At 55.4% G+C, this 19,177-nt stretch carries 19 protein-coding genes; 10 read left to right on the forward strand and 9 right to left on the reverse strand.

Features of this window, described 5'->3' with window-relative positions; all coding sequences use genetic code 11:
- The 4 genes from B2Q93_RS13000 to B2Q93_RS13015 all read left to right on the forward strand — a co-directional run bounded on the left by B2Q93_RS13000 (position 1) and on the right by B2Q93_RS13015 (position 4,538).
- Positions 1–852 (forward strand): sugar ABC transporter permease, encoded by an 852-nt coding sequence (locus tag B2Q93_RS13000; protein WP_207293435.1) that lies wholly within the window; start codon positions 1–3, stop codon positions 850–852.
- Between the two features lie 4 nt (positions 853–856).
- Positions 857–2,059 carry a glycoside hydrolase family 53 protein gene (locus tag B2Q93_RS13005; protein WP_286933392.1) on the forward strand — a complete coding sequence of 401 codons (1,203 nt, stop codon included), beginning with the start codon at positions 857–859 and terminating at the stop codon, positions 2,057–2,059.
- A 29-nt stretch (positions 2,060–2,088) separates the two neighbouring features.
- Complete coding sequence (locus B2Q93_RS13010; protein ID WP_286933393.1) at positions 2,089–4,146, forward strand: beta-galactosidase; 2,058 nt, start codon at positions 2,089–2,091, stop codon at positions 4,144–4,146.
- Between the two features lie 143 nt (positions 4,147–4,289).
- Entirely contained in the window at positions 4,290–4,538 is a 249-nt protein-coding gene (locus tag B2Q93_RS13015; protein ID WP_080346648.1) for a PTS transporter subunit EIIB, read from the forward strand.
- 105 nt (positions 4,539–4,643) lie between these two features.
- Here B2Q93_RS13015 and B2Q93_RS13020 read toward each other — a convergent pair whose 3' ends face one another.
- Complete coding sequence (locus B2Q93_RS13020) at positions 4,644–5,909, reverse strand: maltoporin (RefSeq protein ID WP_046886646.1); 1,266 nt, start codon at positions 5,907–5,909, stop codon at positions 4,644–4,646.
- A 269-nt stretch (positions 5,910–6,178) separates the two neighbouring features.
- Here B2Q93_RS13020 and B2Q93_RS13025 point away from each other — a divergent pair, with 269 nt between their 5' ends.
- Positions 6,179–7,255, forward strand: a complete 1,077-nt coding sequence (locus B2Q93_RS13025) for a LacI family DNA-binding transcriptional regulator (RefSeq protein ID WP_040076244.1) — start codon at positions 6,179–6,181, stop codon at positions 7,253–7,255.
- A 167-nt stretch (positions 7,256–7,422) separates the two neighbouring features.
- Positions 7,423–7,818 (forward strand): VOC family protein, encoded by a 396-nt coding sequence (locus tag B2Q93_RS13030; RefSeq protein WP_207293438.1) that lies wholly within the window; start codon positions 7,423–7,425, stop codon positions 7,816–7,818.
- Between the two features lie 481 nt (positions 7,819–8,299).
- Here the strand turns inward: B2Q93_RS13030 and B2Q93_RS13035 are convergent, their stop codons facing one another.
- A complete protein-coding gene (locus B2Q93_RS13035) occupies positions 8,300–9,559 on the reverse strand; it encodes an amino acid permease (protein WP_414672033.1) in 1,260 nt (419 codons plus the stop codon).
- 701 nt (positions 9,560–10,260) lie between these two features.
- Between B2Q93_RS13035 and B2Q93_RS13040 the strand changes: the two genes are divergently transcribed.
- Positions 10,261–10,917 (forward strand): hypothetical protein, encoded by a 657-nt coding sequence (locus tag B2Q93_RS13040; RefSeq protein WP_286933398.1) that lies wholly within the window; start codon positions 10,261–10,263, stop codon positions 10,915–10,917.
- 657 nt (positions 10,918–11,574) lie between these two features.
- Positions 11,575–12,816, forward strand: coding sequence for a bifunctional glucose-1-phosphatase/inositol phosphatase (gene agp, locus B2Q93_RS13045; protein WP_286933400.1), 1,242 nt, complete (start codon positions 11,575–11,577; stop codon positions 12,814–12,816).
- Between the two features lie 33 nt (positions 12,817–12,849).
- Here the strand turns inward: agp and B2Q93_RS13050 are convergent, their stop codons facing one another.
- Both B2Q93_RS13050 and wrbA read right to left on the reverse strand, forming a co-directional pair.
- Complete coding sequence (locus tag B2Q93_RS13050) at positions 12,850–13,077, reverse strand: YccJ family protein (protein ID WP_040076238.1); 228 nt, start codon at positions 13,075–13,077, stop codon at positions 12,850–12,852.
- A gap of 20 nt (positions 13,078–13,097) precedes the next feature.
- Positions 13,098–13,694, reverse strand: a complete 597-nt coding sequence (wrbA, locus tag B2Q93_RS13055; protein ID WP_040076237.1) for an NAD(P)H:quinone oxidoreductase — start codon at positions 13,692–13,694, stop codon at positions 13,098–13,100.
- Positions 13,695–14,243: 549 nt separating this feature from the next.
- On the opposite strand from wrbA, the gene B2Q93_RS13060 reads away from it, so the two are divergent.
- Positions 14,244–14,423, forward strand: a complete 180-nt coding sequence (locus B2Q93_RS13060) for a general stress protein (RefSeq protein WP_040076236.1) — start codon at positions 14,244–14,246, stop codon at positions 14,421–14,423.
- A gap of 144 nt (positions 14,424–14,567) precedes the next feature.
- On the forward strand, positions 14,568–15,473 hold the full coding sequence (locus B2Q93_RS13065) for a DMT family transporter (protein WP_286933402.1): 906 nt from the start codon (positions 14,568–14,570) through the stop codon (positions 15,471–15,473).
- A gap of 44 nt (positions 15,474–15,517) precedes the next feature.
- Here the strand turns inward: B2Q93_RS13065 and rutG are convergent, their stop codons facing one another.
- The 5 genes from rutG to rutC are packed head-to-tail and all read right to left on the reverse strand — an operon-like array spanning position 15,518 to position 19,166.
- Positions 15,518–16,846 (reverse strand): pyrimidine utilization transport protein G, encoded by a 1,329-nt coding sequence (rutG, locus tag B2Q93_RS13070; protein ID WP_286777835.1) that lies wholly within the window; start codon positions 16,844–16,846, stop codon positions 15,518–15,520.
- A gap of 21 nt (positions 16,847–16,867) precedes the next feature.
- Entirely contained in the window at positions 16,868–17,362 is a 495-nt protein-coding gene (gene rutF / locus B2Q93_RS13075) for an NADH-dependent FMN reductase RutF (RefSeq protein ID WP_286933404.1), read from the reverse strand.
- Positions 17,363–17,371: 9 nt separating this feature from the next.
- Positions 17,372–17,962 (reverse strand): malonic semialdehyde reductase, encoded by a 591-nt coding sequence (locus B2Q93_RS13080; RefSeq protein WP_212477595.1) that lies wholly within the window; start codon positions 17,960–17,962, stop codon positions 17,372–17,374.
- A 9-nt stretch (positions 17,963–17,971) separates the two neighbouring features.
- Positions 17,972–18,772 carry a pyrimidine utilization protein D gene (rutD, locus tag B2Q93_RS13085; protein WP_046886638.1) on the reverse strand — a complete coding sequence of 267 codons (801 nt, stop codon included), beginning with the start codon at positions 18,770–18,772 and terminating at the stop codon, positions 17,972–17,974.
- Positions 18,773–18,779: 7 nt separating this feature from the next.
- Positions 18,780–19,166 carry a pyrimidine utilization protein C gene (rutC, locus tag B2Q93_RS13090; RefSeq protein WP_040076230.1) on the reverse strand — a complete coding sequence of 129 codons (387 nt, stop codon included), beginning with the start codon at positions 19,164–19,166 and terminating at the stop codon, positions 18,780–18,782.
- Positions 19,167–19,177 lie beyond the last annotated feature (11 nt).

Here is a 19,177-nt window from a genome sequence, read left to right on the forward strand (position 1 = left end):
ATGGCTCAATCACAAAGTATTAAACGTGAGAAGTGGCTCCGCCTCTCGCTCTCCTGGCTGGTTATCCTGCTGGTCTCCACCGTCATTATCTATCCACTGGTATGGACGGTAGGGGCTTCGCTGAACGCGGGCAACAGCCTGCTCAGTTCGTCGATCATCCCGGAAAATCTCTCATTCCAGCACTATGCCGACCTGTTCAATGGCCAGGTGAACTATATGACCTGGTACTGGAACTCGATGAAAATCAGCTTTATGACCATGGTGCTGACGCTAATCAGCGTGAGTTTTACCGCCTATGCCTTCTCGCGTTTTCGCTTTAAGGGGCGCCAAAACGGGCTGATGCTGTTTTTGCTGCTGCAGATGATCCCGCAGTTCTCGGCGCTGATTGCCATTTTCGTCCTCTCGCAGTTGCTGGGGTTGATCAACAGCCACCTGGCGCTGGTGTTGATTTACGTCGGCGGCATGATCCCGATGAACACCTATCTGATGAAAGGGTATCTGGATGCGATCCCGAAGGATCTGGACGAATCGGCCCGCATGGATGGTGCCAGTAACTTCCGTATCTTCATTGAGATCATTATGCCGCTGTCAAAGCCGATTCTGGCGGTGGTGGCGCTCTTCTCCTTCACCGGGCCGCTGGGAGATTTCATTCTTTCCAGCACCATTTTGCGTACCCCGGACAAATACACCTTACCCATCGGGCTTTATAACCTGGTGGCACAAAAAATGGGTGCCAGTTACACCACCTACGCGGCAGGGGCAGTGCTGATTGCCGTGCCGGTGGCGATCCTCTATCTGGCGTTACAAAAATACTTCGTCTCCGGCCTCACCTCCGGCAGTACCAAAGGATAAGCACATGAAAAGATTCCAGCCCGCTCTGCTTGCGCTCTGCCTCTCGTGCGGATTTGCCGCCAGCACCTTCGCTGCTGATGCGCTGAAAACCCGTCCGTTTAACGGCATGCCGGGTGATTTTATCAAAGGCGCGGATATCTCCACCTTGCTGGAGGCCGAGCAGCATGGGGCGACGTTTTACAATGCGCAAAACCAGAAGCAGGACGCCATCGCGATTCTGAAAGCGAACGGTGTGAATTACGTACGCCTGCGCCTGTGGGTTGACCCGCAGGACGGCCAGGGCAATACCTATGGCGGCGGCAGCAACAACCTGGAGAACACGCTCGCGCTGGCAAAACGCGTAAAGGCCCAGGGGATCAAATTACTGCTCGATTTCCACTACAGCGATTTCTGGACCGACCCGGGCAAACAGTACAAACCAAAAGCCTGGGAGAAAATGGACTATCCGCAGCTTAAAACGGCGATCCACGATTACACCCGCGACGTCATCGCTCGCTTCAAGAAAGAGGGTGTGTTGCCGGATATGGTGCAGATTGGCAACGAAATTAACGGCGGGATCCTCTGGCCGGAGGGAAAAAGCTGGGGGCAAAACGGCGGTGAGTTTGACCGCTTAGCCGGGCTGCTGAATGCGGCCATCGACGGCCTGAAAGAGAACCTCACCGAAGGCGAGCAGGTGAAAATTATGCTGCATCTGGCCGAAGGTACGAAAAATGACACCTTCCGCTGGTGGTTTGATGAAATCACAAAACGTAACGTGCCGTTCGATATTATCGGCCTGTCAATGTACACCTACTGGAACGGCCCCCTCAGCGCGCTGAAGGCCAACATGGATGACATCAGCCAACGCTACAACAAAGATGTGATCGTAGTGGAAGCCGCCTATGGCTATACCCTGGAAAACTGTGACAACGCAGAAAATAGCTTCCAGGCCAAAGAAGAGAAAGATGGCGGTTATCCTGGCACCGTCCAGGGCCAGTACGACTATATACACGACCTCATGCAGACCGTTATTGATGTGCCGGCGCAGCGTGGCAAAGGCATCTTTTATTGGGAGCCAACCTGGATTGCCGTTCCGGGTACCACATGGGCCACTAAAGCTGGCATGAAATATATCCACGATGAGTGGAAAGAGGGCAATGCCCGCGAGAATCAGGCCCTGTTTGATTGTCAGGGAAAAGTGTTGCCATCAATGACAGTATTTAAATAATCCCCCTCTGATTTCAGGAAGCTGTAAATATGACTAAATTCGCGCCTTTATTTCCTAAGGTTGCTGCGTTACTGCATGGCGCCGATTATAACCCGGAACAATGGGAAAATTATCCCGGTATTATTGAAAAAGACATTACCATGATGCAGCAGGCAAAATGTAATGTGATGTCGGTCGGGATATTTAGCTGGGCGAAACTCGAACCGCGCGAAGGGGAATATGATTTTGCCTGGCTGGATGCGGTAATTGAGAAACTTTACGCGGCGGGTATTCATATATTCCTCGCCACCCCGAGCGGTGCGCGTCCGGCGTGGATGTCGCAAAAATATCCGGAAGTGCTTCGGGTAGGGCGTGACCGCGTACCGGCGCTGCACGGTGGGCGACACAACCACTGTATGACCTCGCCGGTCTATCGCGAAAAGACGCAGAAAATTAATCGCCTGCTGGCGGAGCGCTACTCGCAGCACCCCGCCGTGCTGGGCTGGCATATCTCTAATGAATATGGTGGCGAGTGCCACTGCGGCCTGTGTCAGCAAAAATTCCGCGACTGGCTGAAAGCGCGTTATAAGACGCTGGATGCACTCAACCATGCGTGGTGGAGCACCTTCTGGAGTCATACCTACACGGACTGGTCACAAATTGAATCGCCCGCGCCGCAGGGTGAGGTCTCCATCCACGGCCTGAATCTGGACTGGCGACGCTTTAACACCGCGCAGGTGAGCGACTTCTGCCGTCATGAAGTGGCGCCACTCAAAGCGGTAAATGCCGACCTGCCGGTGACCACCAACTTTATGGAGTACTTTTACGATTACGACTACTGGCATCTGGCGAAAGAGATCGATTTTATCTCCTGGGACAGCTATCCGATGTGGCACCGTGAGAAAGAGGAAACGACGCTGGCCTGCTACACCGCCATGTATCACGACATGATGCGTTCGCTTAAAGGCGGCAAGCCTTTTGTGCTGATGGAGTCTACGCCCAGCACCACCAACTGGCAGCCCATCAGTAAGCTGAAAAAACCGGGGATGCACATCCTCTCGTCTTTACAGGCGGTGGCTCACGGGGCGGATTCGGTGCAGTATTTCCAGTGGCGTAAAAGCCGCGGCTCGGTAGAGAAGTTCCACGGGGCAGTTATCGACCATGTGGGGCATCTGGATACCCGCGTCGGGCGTGAGGTGAGCAAGCTGGGCGATATGCTGGCGCGTCTGTCGGCGGTGGCGGGTTGCCGCACCGAGGCGCGGGTGGCCATTGTCTTCGACCAGCAGAGCCGCTGGGCGATGGACGATGCCGCAGGCCCGCGCAATATGGGCCTGGAGTACGAAAAAACCGTGAATGAGCACTACCGTCCCTTCTGGGAGAAAGGCATTGCCGTTGACGTGATCGATGCCGACCAGCCGTTGAGCCAGTACGCGCTGGTGATTGCCCCTATGCTCTACATGGTCCGCCAGGGATTCGCCGAACGCGCCGAAGCCTTTGTGGCCGAGGGAGGCCATCTGGTCACGACCTACTGGAGCGGTATTGTGGATGAAACCGATCTCTGCTTTACGGGCGGCTTCCCTGGCCCGCTGCGCAAGCTGCTCGGGATCTGGGCGGAAGAGATCGACTGTCTGGGCGAGGGGGAACGTAACCTGGTGCAGGGGCTGGCGGGCAATGCGTCGGGTCTGCAGGGGCCGTACCAGGTGCGTCATCTCTGCGAGCTGATCCACACCGAAACCGCCCAGACGCTGGCGACCTACCGGGATGATTTTTATGCCGGTCGACCGGCGGTAACGGTTAACCGCTTTGGCAACGGCAAAGCCTGGCACGTGGCGTCGCGCAACGATCTGCAATTCCAGCGTGACTTCTTCGCAGGCATTATTAACGAACTGGCGCTGCCGCAGGCCGTCGATGCTGACTTCCCACCGGGCGTGGTGGCTACCGCCCGTACTGATGGCGAGAGTACCTGGGTATTTGTGCAGAACTTCACGGCGCAGCAGCAGTTGATCACGCTGCCAGAGGGCTATACCGACAGTATGACCGATGCCGTGGCGGTGGGCGAAACCGTGCTCCTGCCGTGGGATTGTCGCGTGCTGAAGCGCAGGGCATAACGCCCGGCGCCACGCATAACACGCCTGCTCAAATGAGCAGGCATTTTTTTACCCCTGGATACCCTAAATCATTCGGCTTGCAGACCAGGATGCGTATCGCGTTTGCAGCGTGAAGGATGACGGATATAACTGAGAGGCTACTGATGGATACCAAAATCACTCAGCGTTTAATTCCGGCGTTTGGCGGAGAAGAGAATATCGAACATATCGAAGCCTGTATTACCCGCCTGCGCGTCACGGTAAAAGATTTAAATAAGGTGGATTCGCAGGCAATACAGGAGGAGGGGGCGTTAGGGGTCATTATTATTGGGCAACAAGTCCATGCGATATTTGGCCGACAATCCGATACCTTGCGCCAATTACTCGACGACCATTTTAATGGCCGTAAATAAATAAAAAAAACGGGATAGCCAATAAATGGTTATCCCGTAAAGGCCAAAATAACTACCCAGTGTTGGAGATAAAATAATGATAACAGGCAAATCAGAGAATAATGCTTACCACCAGGCTTCAACCTGGATGCCAAAGTTCCAGTTATTATTCGCGGTGCCATCCTGGAATGATTGACCCTTCTCAGAGTCATTCAGATAAGAGGCAAACACGCGCAGTTCCGGACGCGACATAAAATCAGGGCCATCCGCCAGACCCAGAGCGATGGTGTACTTCTCGCCGCTCTGTTTGTATTTCGCGCCGTCGGTGTAGGTGTCTTTCTGATAGAACCCGCCTACCTCGCCGATAAGACGCACATACTCCGTAAACTGATACTGCGCGCGGCCGACGAGGGAGATCAGGCGTGACTTCTCGGTGTAGAGGGTGGTGTCATCCGCCGAGCCCCAGGTGAGAACGTGGTTGAAAGAGAGCTTATCGGTGATGGGAATCAAGCCGGTGTTGATAACACGGTAACCCGAAGCATCGTTGACATAGTTCCACATGTCATACCAGCCTCCGCCCTGAGAGACCATATTCTGCGCCAGCCCTTTGTTGGCATACTGCAGCACCAGCTTGTTATAGCCGCCCAGCATCTCCTGGCTAATCTCGCCGGTGACCATCACGCCGTTATCAGCGTCATACAAGCCGCCGTACTCTTTCTGCTTGTTGGTGGGGTTTGGCATCGCGTAATCGATGCCCACTTCGGTCCACGCGCCTGCCCAGGGTTTCCAGCCGGCGTAGCGTACGTCGATATAGTTGATGTTGACATCGTTGTCACCATCCACGCGGTAATCCACGTCATTGGCATCGCCACGAATCCACGCCACGGAGATGGCACCGGGGCCGAGGGTGTAGTTTTCAATACCGGCACCGGCGCCGGAAATGTTCCAGTATTTGGTATCGATGATGTGCAGGTCATGACGCTGGTAATAGCGTTTACCGCCCCAAATTACCGCGTTAGGATCGCCCGGGATCAGCCCTTTGATCTGCAGGTTGAGCTGACGCAAGCCGAACTCGGCGTCGTCATCCAGGGTCGATTCGTTGTCATTCGAGCCATCGGACACCATGCTGACCATACTGTCGAGGTAAAAACTGACATCGTTCTTCTTGTAAACTTCTGAGCCTAACTCCAGCTCACCGTAGGTGTCGGTCTCGTTACCCAGACGACCAATCTTGTTTTTTTGCCACTCTTCCATCCCGCCATCCCGCGAGACGCCCACACCAGAGCGAAGATATCCATGGAAATCAATAGGTACTGAAGACGCCGCTAACAGCGAAGGTGAGGCCAGCGCAGCCGCCAACGCAACGGATACAGAGCGGATCGTAGTGTTCATTGTAACCCTCTTATTGTTTTGTAATACGTTCACAAATCCGCTGTCATAAAATGCCTAAACTCTTTTCGTGGCAATTGTGATGTCATAAATGTGTGATTAAGTGCAAATAAAACAGCGAGATTTGTTACGAGAGATGAGATTCAGACAGAAATGTGGCAATGTGAGCGTCGTACTTTTTTAGAGCGTGAGCCGCGCCATGATGCTGCGATGAGCGTTTTTTTAAATGGCCCCTGTTACAATCAAACAATAACGACACAAGGAACCGGACCATGAAGTCGAAAAGCGCGACGTTAGAGGATGTGGCTCGCCATGCGGGCGTCTCCTATCAGACCGTGTCCAGGGTACTGAACAAATCTGCCAATGTATCCGAAGCCACGCGCCATAAGGTGGAGAAAGCCATTGAAATACTGCGTTATGTTCCGAACCGGCTGGCACAGCAACTGGTCGGCAAGCAGACGCAGACCGTAGGGCTGGTCACCATATCTCTGGCCCTGCATGCCCCTTCACAGGTGGCGGCGGCGGTAAAACGCTATGCCAATCTTGAAGGTTACCAGGTGCTGATCTCCATGATCGATGAGAACGTCAACCACAGCATTCAGGATTCGATCAACGAATTGAAGTCTCAGCTGGTAAACAAAGTGATCATCAACGTGCCGCTGGAGGCTGACGAGGCGCAGAAAATCGCGTCAGATAACGACGACATCGTCTGCCTGTTCCTGGATGTTGATCCCTACAGCTCTGTGTTTAACGTTTCGTTTAACCCGGCGGATGGCACGCGCGCCAGCGTGAAATATCTGCATGAACTCGGCCACCGAGAGATCGCGCTGCTGGCGGGACCGGCCAGTTCAGTCTCGGCAGAGCTGCGCCTGAAAAGCTGGGTGGAGACGTTGAAGAGTTATGGCCTGGAGCCAGCCACCATCGTGCGCGGCAACTGGGATGCGCAGAGCGGTTACGCGGGGGCGCTGCAAATGCTGCGTGAGACGGCCCACTTTACCGCCGTGCTGGTGGGGAACGACCAGATGGCGCTGGGGGTGCTAAGCGCCTTCCATCAACATCAGATCCCGATTCCGGGCGAGAAATCGGTGATTGGTTACGATGACACCTATGAAAGCTCATTCTTCTATCCGGCACTGACGACCGTCTCGCTGGATCTGGATCTGCAGGGTAAAGAAGCGGTGCGCCGCATTCTGGACCACGGAGAGGAGAGTACGCTGCGCTTGTCGTCCATCCTACCGGCGCGGCTGGTGGTGCGGCACTCCACTGGCCCGAAAGGGGAGAAGGGGAAAAATCTGCAGGCGCTCGCCGACCAACTGCGGGCCATTGCCCATCAACTGGAGGAGCGGTAAAGCCCCCTCATTATGGCGACTGGGCAGAGTTGCCTCTGAGCGTGCCTCACGCACAGAGGCGCAAGGGCAGCGGCAGGGAGGTAAGCTCTAATGGACAAATACCTATAAGATTCAGCGATAAACTCAGGCTTCTGACCCCGGAAAATAGCCCAACAGGAGCCCGCTGAATGTTTCCTCACCTGCGCATTGCCAGACCCGTGACCGATCTTGCACGATCTTTCCATATGTACGCCAGCGGCCTGGGGCTGCAAAAGATTGCCGACTTTGACGATCATGACGGCTTTAGCGGCATCATGCTCGGCCGTGCCGGGCTGCACTGGCATATGGAGTTAACCCTCTGTCTGCACCATCCGGTACAGCCTTCCCCGACAGCAGAAGATCTGCTGGTCATGTACTATCCGGAAAAGCAGGCGTGGGAAGAGGCCTGTGAAAAGATGATCGCGGCGGGCTTCAGGGCGGTGAGCGCGTTCAATCCTTACTGGGATAAGCAGGGGGCAACCTTTATAGATCCTGACGGGTACAGGGTCGTTATCCAGAACCGAGCCTGGGAGTCACCTAAATAACGGATCAGAATGTCGGCACTGCCTGGTACGCATGCAGAACCGCCATGCACATAGGCTTACGCACGCGATAAACAACAGGAATGGCTGTATGCGTTATCCCACCACGGGAGACTGCGCCTTTAGAGTGGAAATAAAGGCGCAGATAGCACGCGAAATTACAGTTTTTTGTACCTTATGGACTGCCCAAAAAAGCGTGTTCTGTTAACGCTGTTCTGAACCGCACCAGGCGCCGAGTAACGCCTTCAACACACTGATAAGACCCAACACTATGAGCGCTGCCAAAGCGGCCAGCAATACAAAATTTGCCATCGGTTAATCCCTTCTGATAACACGTTTCTCAGAAAGCGTAGACGCTGTTTTCAAATTTTCCTCCCTTAATAATCCAGTGCGCTCTTTTTGTTAAATACTTCGTTTCGCACCGGGCATTTCGGGGCGTCTGGCGGAGGCTGAGGAACAACGCACTGAAGCTGCCAGCGTTGTCCTACAACATCGGCCAGAGTAGCGCCGAGAGGGTCGCCAGCCCGCCGAGAACCACCCACAACACGGTCATGCCACGCAGCTGCGCCAGCGCAGTACGCATACAAATAAGCCAGGCGGGAATGAGGAACACGATCACCGCAATGAGCGGCCCACAAAACGTCTCGATCAGGTTGATGACGTCCGGATTCGCGTAGACGATGCCGAACGTGAGCAGAAACAGCACCAGAGAGGCGGCGCGCTTGCGAGACGCCGCGTTTTGACCCGATCCGCTGGCCACCAGTTGGCTAAAGGTTTCCGCTACCGACAGGCCCACCCCGAGGAAAGATTTTGTCATGCCGAGTATGGCGATGAACGGAGCCACATAAAAGATGAGGTTGAAGCTGCCGTTTCCTTTAATCACAGAGAGCACGTTCAGGTTCTCCGCCTTCGCCTGCACGAAACTGTCATGCGGAATACTTAGCACGCAGCTCAGCACGAAGAAGATGATACTGGTAAAGATGGCGATATAAGCCACGCGGATCACCCACAACGCCTTTTCCTCGCCCCCGGCTTTTTTCTCTTTATACCAGGAGGTGAGGGGGGAGATCATCGGCGCACAGCAGAACGAAAACGTAATCAGCGGCAGCGTCAGCCAGATACCTTTCAGCGTCACCGGCAGCGGAGTGGTTTTCACCTCAGCAACCGCACCGGTGAAATTTGCAAGATGCCACTCGGGGATCAGTGAAACGGCGATAAGCAGCACCGATGCCGCGAAGGGCAGTGCCAGCGCGCTCATCGTCGCGACGACCTTATCGCGCCCCTTACTCAGTACTCCATATAGCGCAGCGACCACGATAAATGAAAGCGGCCCACGGCTGATGCTGGTCATCTGCAGATGATCCACGAGGAAGTTATCCAGCGCATTGACCAGCGCCACCCCGTAAACGAGGGTCACAGGGAAGAAGGTCACGCAGTAGAATAAGGTCATCAACTTCTCGCCGTGACCACTAAAGAAAGAACCGAAGATGGGCAGCATACCTTTTTCGGTCTGCTCCTCCCGCAGATAGACCCGACATAAGAGCAGGTGCGGTATCAGGGATAATGGCAGGCCCAGCAGCAGCATCACCAGGAAGATGACCGGCCCGCGCGTACCAATTTCCACCCGCAGGAAAAGCGTTCCCGCCCCGACCGCTGTGCCATACAGACCCAGGGTCCAGATATTGTCCTGCCAGCGCCAGCCCTTACGTACAGGGAGGGTGACTGTCGTCGTTGAACTATTCATCATGTTTTACTGCGTGGAGAATAATGCCTGAAACAGGGAGACCAAACCGGGAAATCGAATAAGTGTTGCCGGTCATCTTGCCAGTGAGGGGTGTAAAAAGGAGATCATCTGCCTCTGGAAATCGCGGTAGAGACATAACGTCCAGTGCTATCACGTACTGGGCCGAGAGGAGGTGCTTTCGCATACTCAAAACCTTGTCAGTATACCTGTAAGCAACGGTCATTATTTATAGAGTATGCTTTAACAGGCGGTTAATAAGAAAAGGCATTTGTGACATTAACGACTAAATAACGCCTGACTTTCCCTGCCTGCACGCCTGTTAATCAGAAAAAAACACCTTAATAATTAATTACCATAAGTAATTTTATTTCTGAAGGAGAAGCTTATTCGAATATTTTATAGCGGAGCTGAATGGATGCGCCTGGGGGGAATTAAAAAAACATGAACAATACAATCTTATAACCAGCCTATAGCGTTATGCACGTTAAGGATGTTGCTGAAAAAAACGGTTGTGGGATGCCATAATTTTGTGGCGACAGGACATTGCCGATTGGGTGAATTTTGTCTGTTTGTTTATATATTGTCACAGGTCGGCAGCAATGATCGCTAAACCGCACAAATGTGATAATTTTATAGCATCTATTAACAAAAGATGGCCATTTTCATAAGTTACCCTAATTTTTTGTCAAAGTTATAACATTATGAAAATATCCAAAAACCTTAGTCCTGCGTTCTGGTTCACCTTAATGCTGCCGTTACTGTTTATGGCGGTACGGTTCTCTCCCTTAACCTTATTTGATGCCTCTATGGTGGGTCAGATAGAAAATTATCAGGCACTCTGGTTACTCTTTTGCGGCGTATTCACACTGGCCGCGATGTTGCCACTCTCCCTCAGTAAGCCCACCCGGCTATTCTGGATCTGGTCTGCATACTGGTGGTTTGTACTGCTGGGGAGAAGCATTAGCTGGGGGCGTGAATATTTCCCGGATGTGCCACATCTTTATTTCCGTATCATCTCCGTGCTCTGGATTGCACCGCTGATCGTTGCGCTTTTTTCCAGGGCTCTCAGGGCAGAAATAGCACGCAAAATCAGAGATATTCCTTTCCCGGTGGCTATCTTTTCCCTGGCGCTCATCTCTTTCCTCATCTCCGATACGGTTGAGCATAAAAGAGTGCTCGCCTTCCTTTTCGTTGATCGCCCTGAACATCAGGATATTATTGAAGAGCTGTATGAAATACCCTTTATGGTCGCACTATTTATGACGGCATGTTATTACATGCGGATTGATAAATTAGCCTTAGCACATCCGGTTCGAAACCGTACCGATAACAGAGAAGCATCGATAACGCGCTCATAATTAATCGCTATCACGAATCGTCATGCTGTGTTTTACGGCATGACGGCAAAACAAAAATAGCAGCCAGGCTCGACTCCCCCTCTGTATGCCGCGAAAGGGGGATGTTTAACGGCCGTCACAAAGCGAAACCGACTATCTCTCTCCTTCATAAAAAGTGAGGAGTGTGCTCACGCCTTACCGCATTGCAACGCGTACTGAGCCGTATAAAACGCGTCGAGGGGCGTATCGTCCCGGTAGACCGCCCGGGTGTCCTCTCTGCATATCCACTCGTCAAGAAACCAGTCATCTTTACATCTGGCGTCCCGGGATGGCTTCACCGTCCAGGTGGATTTTCTGCCAAAGAGTCCCCTCCGCTGAACGATACTGCCGATGCCTCTCTCGTCGCCCATGCGAATGATCTCAAACTTCGCCATCATAGCCTCATGCTAACGAATACTAAGCCCAGATTATCCCACCTCTGCGGCGCGGTTTCTTCACAGTCTGCGCTATATTGCCTTCGTTAATGAAGATGCAAGCCGGGGTTGTAACTCGGGTGACCGCGTAAAACGCGTTTCGTGGCGTGAACCGTCGAACGTTTCACTTTGCGACCCGCATCCGCGCAATCTGTCATAAACCTGTCACACTCAAGGCGATGCGTAAAAAAAAGAGGAAGAAGGGATGAAAAGAGCACTCCTGGCGATCGCCGTGGCAAGCAGCGTCGCACTCAGTTCTGGGGCACAGGCGCAAACCGCGCCGGAAGGGTATCAGCTTCAGCAGGTTTTAATTATGAGCCGCCATAATCTGCGTGCTCCGCTGGCCAATAACGGCAGCGTACTCGAACAATCCACGCCCAGCCAGTGGCCGGAGTGGGATGTACCAGGCGGGCAGCTCACCACCAAGGGCGGCGTCCTGGAAGTGTATATGGGCCATTACATGCGGGAATGGCTCGCCGACGAGGGGATGGTTAAGGCTGGGGAGTGTCCGCCGGCCAGTAACGTCTATGCCTACGCCAACAGCCTACAACGCACGGTCGCTACTGCGCAGTTCTTTATCACCGGCGCCTTCCCGGGCTGCGACGTGCCTGTCCATCATCAGGAACAGATGGGCACCATGGATCCGACCTTTAACCCGGTGATTACCGATAACTCTCCAGCGTTTAAAGAAAAAGCCCTTAAGGCGATGGAGGCCGAGCGGCAAAAAATGCAGCTTGGTGAGAGTTACAAACTGCTGGAGCAGATGACCCACTATGCCGACTCCCCCTCCTGTAAGGAGAAGCAGGTGTGTGATTTGAGCGAGGCGAAAGACACCTTCAGTGCAGACTACCAAAAAGAGCCGGGCGTTTCGGGCCCGTTGAAGGTGGGGAACTCGCTGGTGGATGCCTTTACGCTGCAGTATTACGAAGGCTTCCCGATGGATCAGGTGGCGTGGGGCGAAATCAAAACCGACCAGCAGTGGCGGCTGCTTTCGAAGCTGAAAAATGGCTATCAGGATTCGCTGTTCACCTCGTCAGAGGTGGCACGTAATGTGGCTAAACCGCTGGTGAAATATATCGATAACGCGCTGGTCACCGACCAGGCGAAGGCGCCGAAAATCACGGTACTGGTCGGGCATGATTCCAATATCGCCTCGCTGCTGACGGCGCTCGACTTTAAGCCTTATCAGCTACACGATCAGTACGAGCGTACGCCGATTGGCGGCAAGATCGTCTTCCAGCGCTGGCACGATAAAAACGGTAACCGGGATCTGATGAAGATTGAGTATGTGTACCAGAGTGCGGAACAGCTGCGAAACGCGGATGTCCTGACGCTGAAATCCCCGGCTCAGCGCGTGACGCTGGAGCTGACGGGCTGCCCGATTGATGCAAATGGTTTTTGTCAGATCGACAAATTCAACGCGGTATTAAACGACGCGGCGAAGTAAAAAAGTCCCCCCCGCGCTGGCGGGGGGTAGTTGTCAGACGTTTTGCCGTTCTATAGTCTGCTCGCCCCAGAACAGCGAGTCTTTATCCGTCTTTTCAAAGGCGCGCACCAGTACTTCATCGCTGCCTTCTTCCCATATTTTCTCCGCCAGCTTCTCATCGTAGTTTGCGACTTCAAAGATAGCCTCTGCGATTTCTGGCGATGTATTACGTAAACTCGCCCATTCGCCCACGCGATGCGCTTTTGCTTCTTGAGTTGGCATATTCGTCCTCCTGTTTACGGTTAACCTTTCAGTTTGACGGCTAAGCCGGCAACATGTTCACCCTGATAGCGGGCAATATTCAGCTCCGCCTCGCTGGGCTGGCGGGAGCCATCTCCCCCGGCAATGGTCGTGGCGCCGTAGGGGGTACCACCACGTACCTGAGAAATATCAAACAGTTCCGGTGAGCCGTAGCCGATAGGTACAATCACCATCCCATGATGTGCAAGGGTAGTCCATGTAGAGGTAATTGTCTGTTCCTGGCCGCCGCCGGTGCCGGTTGAGCTAAACACGCTGGCAATTTTGCCGCGCAGCGCGCCGTTGGCCCACAGCCCCCCGGTCTGATCGAGGAAAGTGCGCATCTGTCCGGCCATATTGCCGAAGCGCGTTGGGGTGCCAATGATAATCGCATCGTAGTCCGCCAGCTCCTGCGGGGTGGCGACCGGGGTATCCTGTGTTTTACCCCCTGCGTTGGCAAACACCTCTGCGGGCATGGTTTCAGGTACACGTTTAATGGTTACCTCAACGCCCCCAATTCTTCTGGCGCCTTCCGCCACTGCCTGCGCCATCGTTTCTACGTGTCCGTACATCGAATAATAGAGCACCAGAATTTTCGCCATCTTGCTTCACTCCTCAATTATCGTCGCGCAGCCGAGCGCTGCAGTACCTTAAAGATATGACGTGCTGGCAGGAGTGCAAATTATTGCGCGGGTTGTTTGATCTGAGCACTGCTGCTTTTGCGGGGCAGGTGAGCGTCGCTTAAGATTCGCTCTGGCCACAAATCGAACTCCATTGCACCGTGCGGCAGCGCTGGTCTGACGATAACCGGCGTTAGGGTCTGCTGGCGCGCCGCGCCTCACTCAGTCGTTGCAGCCCGAAGATCATTGTGGCGAAAGGGAACAGGCGCATTGTTGCAATATGAAACATATTTGCCGTATCGAATTTTCGGAACGATAAGAGGTGCTTATGTGTAAGCGGCAAGAATTTTCATACGAAAGGCTGATTTCCTGTTGCTGAATATTACGATTCACTGGCCGGATGCCCTATGTCCACTAAGCTTAGTTTCACGCGGCGCAGATAAACTCGCTGAGTAAGTGTCGCCAGGTGAAAGAATCCTCTTTTACTGAATGCAGTATGATGTCTAATATGTCGAACTCTGGAGGTAGAACATGGCTAACCATCGTGGTGGGTCAGGTAATTTCGCAGAAGATCGTGAAAGAGCATCAGCAGCAGGCCGTAAAGGTGGCCAGCAGAGCGGGGGTAATTTCAAAAATGACCCTCAGCGTGCGTCAGAAGCTGGCAAAAAAGGGGGCAAAAATAGTCACGGCAGCGGTAACAATAGCAAGTAGTGACTAAAGTCTACGATACGGATAGCGCAATCCGTAACGTTGCTCCCACCGCCGGATAGCCCGGCGGTTTTTTTATCTCCGCAACATTGAACTGTTATCACCGACATCGCACACTAGCGGATTGATCCTTGTCTTTGGTGTTACATGTCTGCCTCTCGTTATGCTTTCTCCGTTAAACCGCAAGAAGCGCTATTAATTCTCATCACTATGTTCTGGGGTGGCACGTTTCTGGCCGTCCAGTATGCGGTCACCCGGAGCGATCCCTTTTTCTTTGTCGGCCTGCGCTTCGCCACGGCGGCGGTTGCGGTGGCGTTGATCTCACTGAAATCTTTGCGCGGGCTTACGCTTAAAGAGCTCAAAGCCGGCGTGGCGATTGGCGTGGCGATCGCCATGGGTTACAGCCTGCAAACCTGGGGTTTACAAAGCATCTCCAGCAGTAAATCGGCCTTTATCACGGCGATGTACGTTCCGCTGGTGCCACTGTTGCAATGGTTATGCCTCGGCAGAATACCGGGAGTAATGTCCTGTGTGGGCATCGTGCTGGCCTTTGTAGGCCTGATACTGCTGGCCGGGCCGGGCGATAATCTGCTGGCATTAGGACCGGGTGAGATCATCACCCTGGTAGGCGCGATTGCCATTGCGGCGGAGATCATTCTTATCAGCGCGTGGGCGGGACAGGTCGATGTAAAACGTGTCACCGTGGTGCAGCTCGCTACCGCCTCGCTGGTGGCATTTGGCGCGATGGTTCCTGCCGGCGAAGCCGTTCCAGCGCTGTCGCCGGGGCTGATTGTTGTTGCGCTCGGTCTGGGCATATTCAGCGCCATTATTCAGGTCACCATGAACTGGGCGCAGAAAAGTGTCTCCCCGACGCGTGCGACCGTCATCTACACCGGCGAACCGGTCTGGGCCGGTATTTTTGGCCGCATCGCCGGCGAACGACTGCCTGTCCTGGCCCTGCTTGGCGGCGTCTTTATTGTCGCAGGTGTGCTGGTGAGCGAACTGAAGTTAAAAAGGAAGCGTAAAGCGGCCAGTGAGCTAACCTCAGACTAAATCGTGGTGAACAGAAATGCCCCTCTTCGGAGGGGCATTGGCTATTAACTGTCCTGCCCGACAACCTCCCCCTGGGGGACGGCTGCCGCCCGTCGGCTTAACAGCGCATTCAACAGAATTGCGCCGAAGGTCGCGGTGCCAATGCCGCCCAGAGTAAAGCCGCCCAGCGACAGGGCAAAATCTCCCGCCCCCAGTACCAGCGTCACCGCCACCATGATCAGATTCCCGTTCTGACTCAGATCGACATGGTTTTGCACCCAGATGCGCGCTCCCGCCACGGCAATCAGGCCAAACACCACGATCGAGGCGCCGCCAATCACCGGAGCAGGAATGGTGTGGATCAGCGCGCCAAACTTCGGCGAGAAGCCCAGCAGCAGGGCAATCACCGCCGCGGCCACAAACACCAGCGTAGAGTAGACTTTTGTCACCGCCATCACGCCAATGTTCTCGGCATAGGTGGTCACGCCGCTGCCGCCCACCGAGCCTGAAAGCAGGGTCGCCAGTCCGTCACCGACAAAGGCGCGGCCCATGTACGGGTCCATATTGCGCCCGGTCATCCCCGCCACCGCCTTCAGGTGGCCCAGGTTTTCCGCCACCAGGATCACTGCCACCGGGGCAATCAGCATCATCGCCTGGCCGCTAAACGTGGGGGAGGTGAGCTGCGGCACACCAAACCAGGCGGCGTTGTGTACCAGCGTAAAATCCACCGGTTTCCCCAGCCCGAGCAGGTTAGTGACCAGCGCATAGAGCAGGCAGGCGATGATCAATCCCACCAGAATCAAAAGCCGTTGCACCATGCCGCGGGTAAAGACCGCGACCAGGCCAATGCACAGCACCGTCATCACCGCCATCCAGCTATCAAATGCCGAGCCAGAGACCCCTTTCACCGCAATCGGCGCCAGGTTAAGGCCAATAGCCATCACCACCGCCCCCGTGACCACCGGCGGCATGAGCCGCTCTATCCAGCGGGTACCGCTTTTCATCACGATCAGCCCAATCAGGGTATAGACTGCCCCGCAGGCGATAATTCCCCCCAGCGCCACGCTGAGATTGGGGTTTACCCCCTGGCCGCTAAAGCCGGTGGCAGCAATCACTACCCCCACAAAGGCCGCGCTGGAGCCGAGATAGCTTGGCACCCGCCCCCCGGTTATCAGGAAGAACAGCAGGGTGCCGACGCCTGACATCAGGATCGATAAGTTCGGATCCAGCCCCATCAGGATGGGCATCAGCACTGTGGCACCAAACATCGCCACCGCGTGCTGCACCCCCATCACGGCGGTCTGAGGATACGAGAGTCGTTCATCCGGCGCGACCACGCCGCTACCCGTAGAGGTCGATTTCAACTGCCAGTGGGGAAAACCGAACATTGCCATGAGCAAACTCCTTCAGGAGGGTTAACAGGCCGGTCGCATAAGTGCGTGATAGCCGCGATCAAACCACACCAACCCCTGCGGCGCGGGGTGGCACGTAATAGCTACGATGCTACAAAACAGAATGTCGTGGGTGCCCACGCTCACCACCTGGCTAATGTGGCAATCGAACGACACCAGCGCCTCTTCCAGCCGCGGGCAGCCGGTCTCCCCCCTCTGCCAGCGGGCGGCGGCGAAACGCTCCACCATCGGCGTTTTGCCGCCAAACAGATTAGAGAGCGGTTCTTGTCCGGCGCTCAGGGTATTCACGCACAGGGTGCGGTTTTCGCTAAACGTGGGCCACACCGAGGCCCCCCGGTTCAGGCACACCAGCAGGGTCGGCGGCTCGTCAGTGACGCTACACACCGCACTGGCGGTAAAGCCCGCCTGTCCGGCAGGACCGTCAGTGGTGATGATATTCACCGCCGCCCCCATGCAGGCCATGGCGTCGCGAAAGGTCTTTTTATCAGGAAGGGTCATGATGGCTCCTTACGCCAGCCCGCAGGCGTCTTCAAAGGTGAGGCGCGGCAGGCGGGCATACACTTTGCTGGCATCGCCATAGCCGATGTTAACGAGCAGATTGCTCTTGAGAGGGGTGCCGGTGAAAAAGGCGGCGTCCACCTTCTCACGGTCGAAGCCGGACATCGGCCCGGTATCCAGCCCCAGCGCCCGGCAGGCGAAAATGAGATAGGCCGCCTGCATGGCGCTATTACGGAACGCCGTCTCCTCGGCCAGCGCCGGGCTTGAGGTAAACCAGCTTCGCGCATCGCCGTGCGGAAACAGCGCAGGCAGGCGATCATAGAACGTGCTGTCCCAGGCGACGATGGCCGTCACCGGAGCGGTAAGCGTCTTTTCCAGGTTGCCGCTGGAGAGCGCGGGGCGCAGCTTCTCTTTGCCCTCCGGCGTACGGATAAACACGAAGCGCGCCGGAGAACAGTTAGCGGAGGTGGGCCCCCATTTCAGCAGCGCATAGATCTCGCGCAGGGTCTCGTCACTCACCGGCTGGGGCAGCCAGCCGTTGTGCGTGCGCGCCTGGGTAAACAGCGTATTGATTGCGGTGGGGTTGAGTGCTTCGCTCATTTCGACTCCTTAAAAAACGGGTTCAGGTCTGTGTAGCAGGCTGGCCAGCCCGTTCAGCAGCAGAGTGTTAAAGGATTCGGGTTCGGTGACATTGCAGGCGTGGCCGCCATGGCGCATCACCACCTTTGTGCTGCGGGGCAGGGCCGCATGCAGTGCTGTGGAGCAGACCGTCGGCACCAGCAGATCGTCTGCGGAACAGATCACCTGCACCGGGCAGGCAACGCGCGCAGCCTGATGGCTAAAATCGGCTGCCTTGAGGGCAGCGAGCCTGCGCAGCAGATTGGTTTTGCCCTGGAAGTGGGCCAGCGCCAGCGCCTCTTCCGCCTCCATACGGGGCGCACGGGCGGCCATCCAGTCTGCCGGGTAGAGAAACAGCGGCTGGGCCTCGACCCACGCCTGAGCACCGCCCGCATGCAGGAGCCGCTCGCGAATCTGGAAGCAGCGTCGGGTGTGGGGATTAAGCGTCAGCCAGCCGTTGATACAGACCAGCGCGCTCACGGCCTCGGGCGAGTCGATGGCCAGTTGCAGCCCCACCAGGGCGCCCAGCGCGTGACCCACCACGGCATAGCGTGAGATGCCCGCTGTTAAAAGTGCCTCGTGCAGTTCGCGGGCCATCTGTGCCAGGGAGTAGTCCTCGGGCAGCGTCGCGGTATTGCTGCCCGTGCCGCGCTGGTCGTAGCAGACCACCTGATACTCCTGTTCCAGGGCGGCGAGCTGAGGCAGCCAGTAGCTGGCGCTGCCCCCGAGCCCCGAAATCATTACCACGACTGGCGCGCCCGCCCAGGGCGGCGGTGAGACGGAGAGTTTCATCAGTCCCTCACTTAGCGATATGCGCAACAGAGGCGATCTCAACCAGCGCTTCCGGCTTCACCAGTCCGCACTGAATGCAGAATCGCGCCGGTTTATCGCCGGGAAAGAACTCCGCGTAAATTTCGTTAATCGCGGCGTAGTTTTTCCAGTCGGTGATAAAGATGCTGTTGAAGGTCACATCCTCCAGGGTGCCACCCGCCGTCTCGATAACGCTTTTGATGGTCTCGAGCACGTGGCGGGTTTGCCCCTTTGGGTCGTCGGGATAGACCACGTTATTCTGCTTATCAAACGGCAGGGTACCGGAGACATAGACCACGCCATCGGCAAGGGTGCCCGGCACAAACGGGGCGATGGGGGTGCTGGTGCCTGGCGGGATAATGACGGATTTAGGCATGGCGTGACTCC

This window comes from Leclercia sp. UBA5958 (assembly GCF_002430365.1).
GTDB classification, from domain to species: Bacteria; Pseudomonadota; Gammaproteobacteria; order Enterobacterales; family Enterobacteriaceae; genus Enterobacter; species Enterobacter pneumoniae.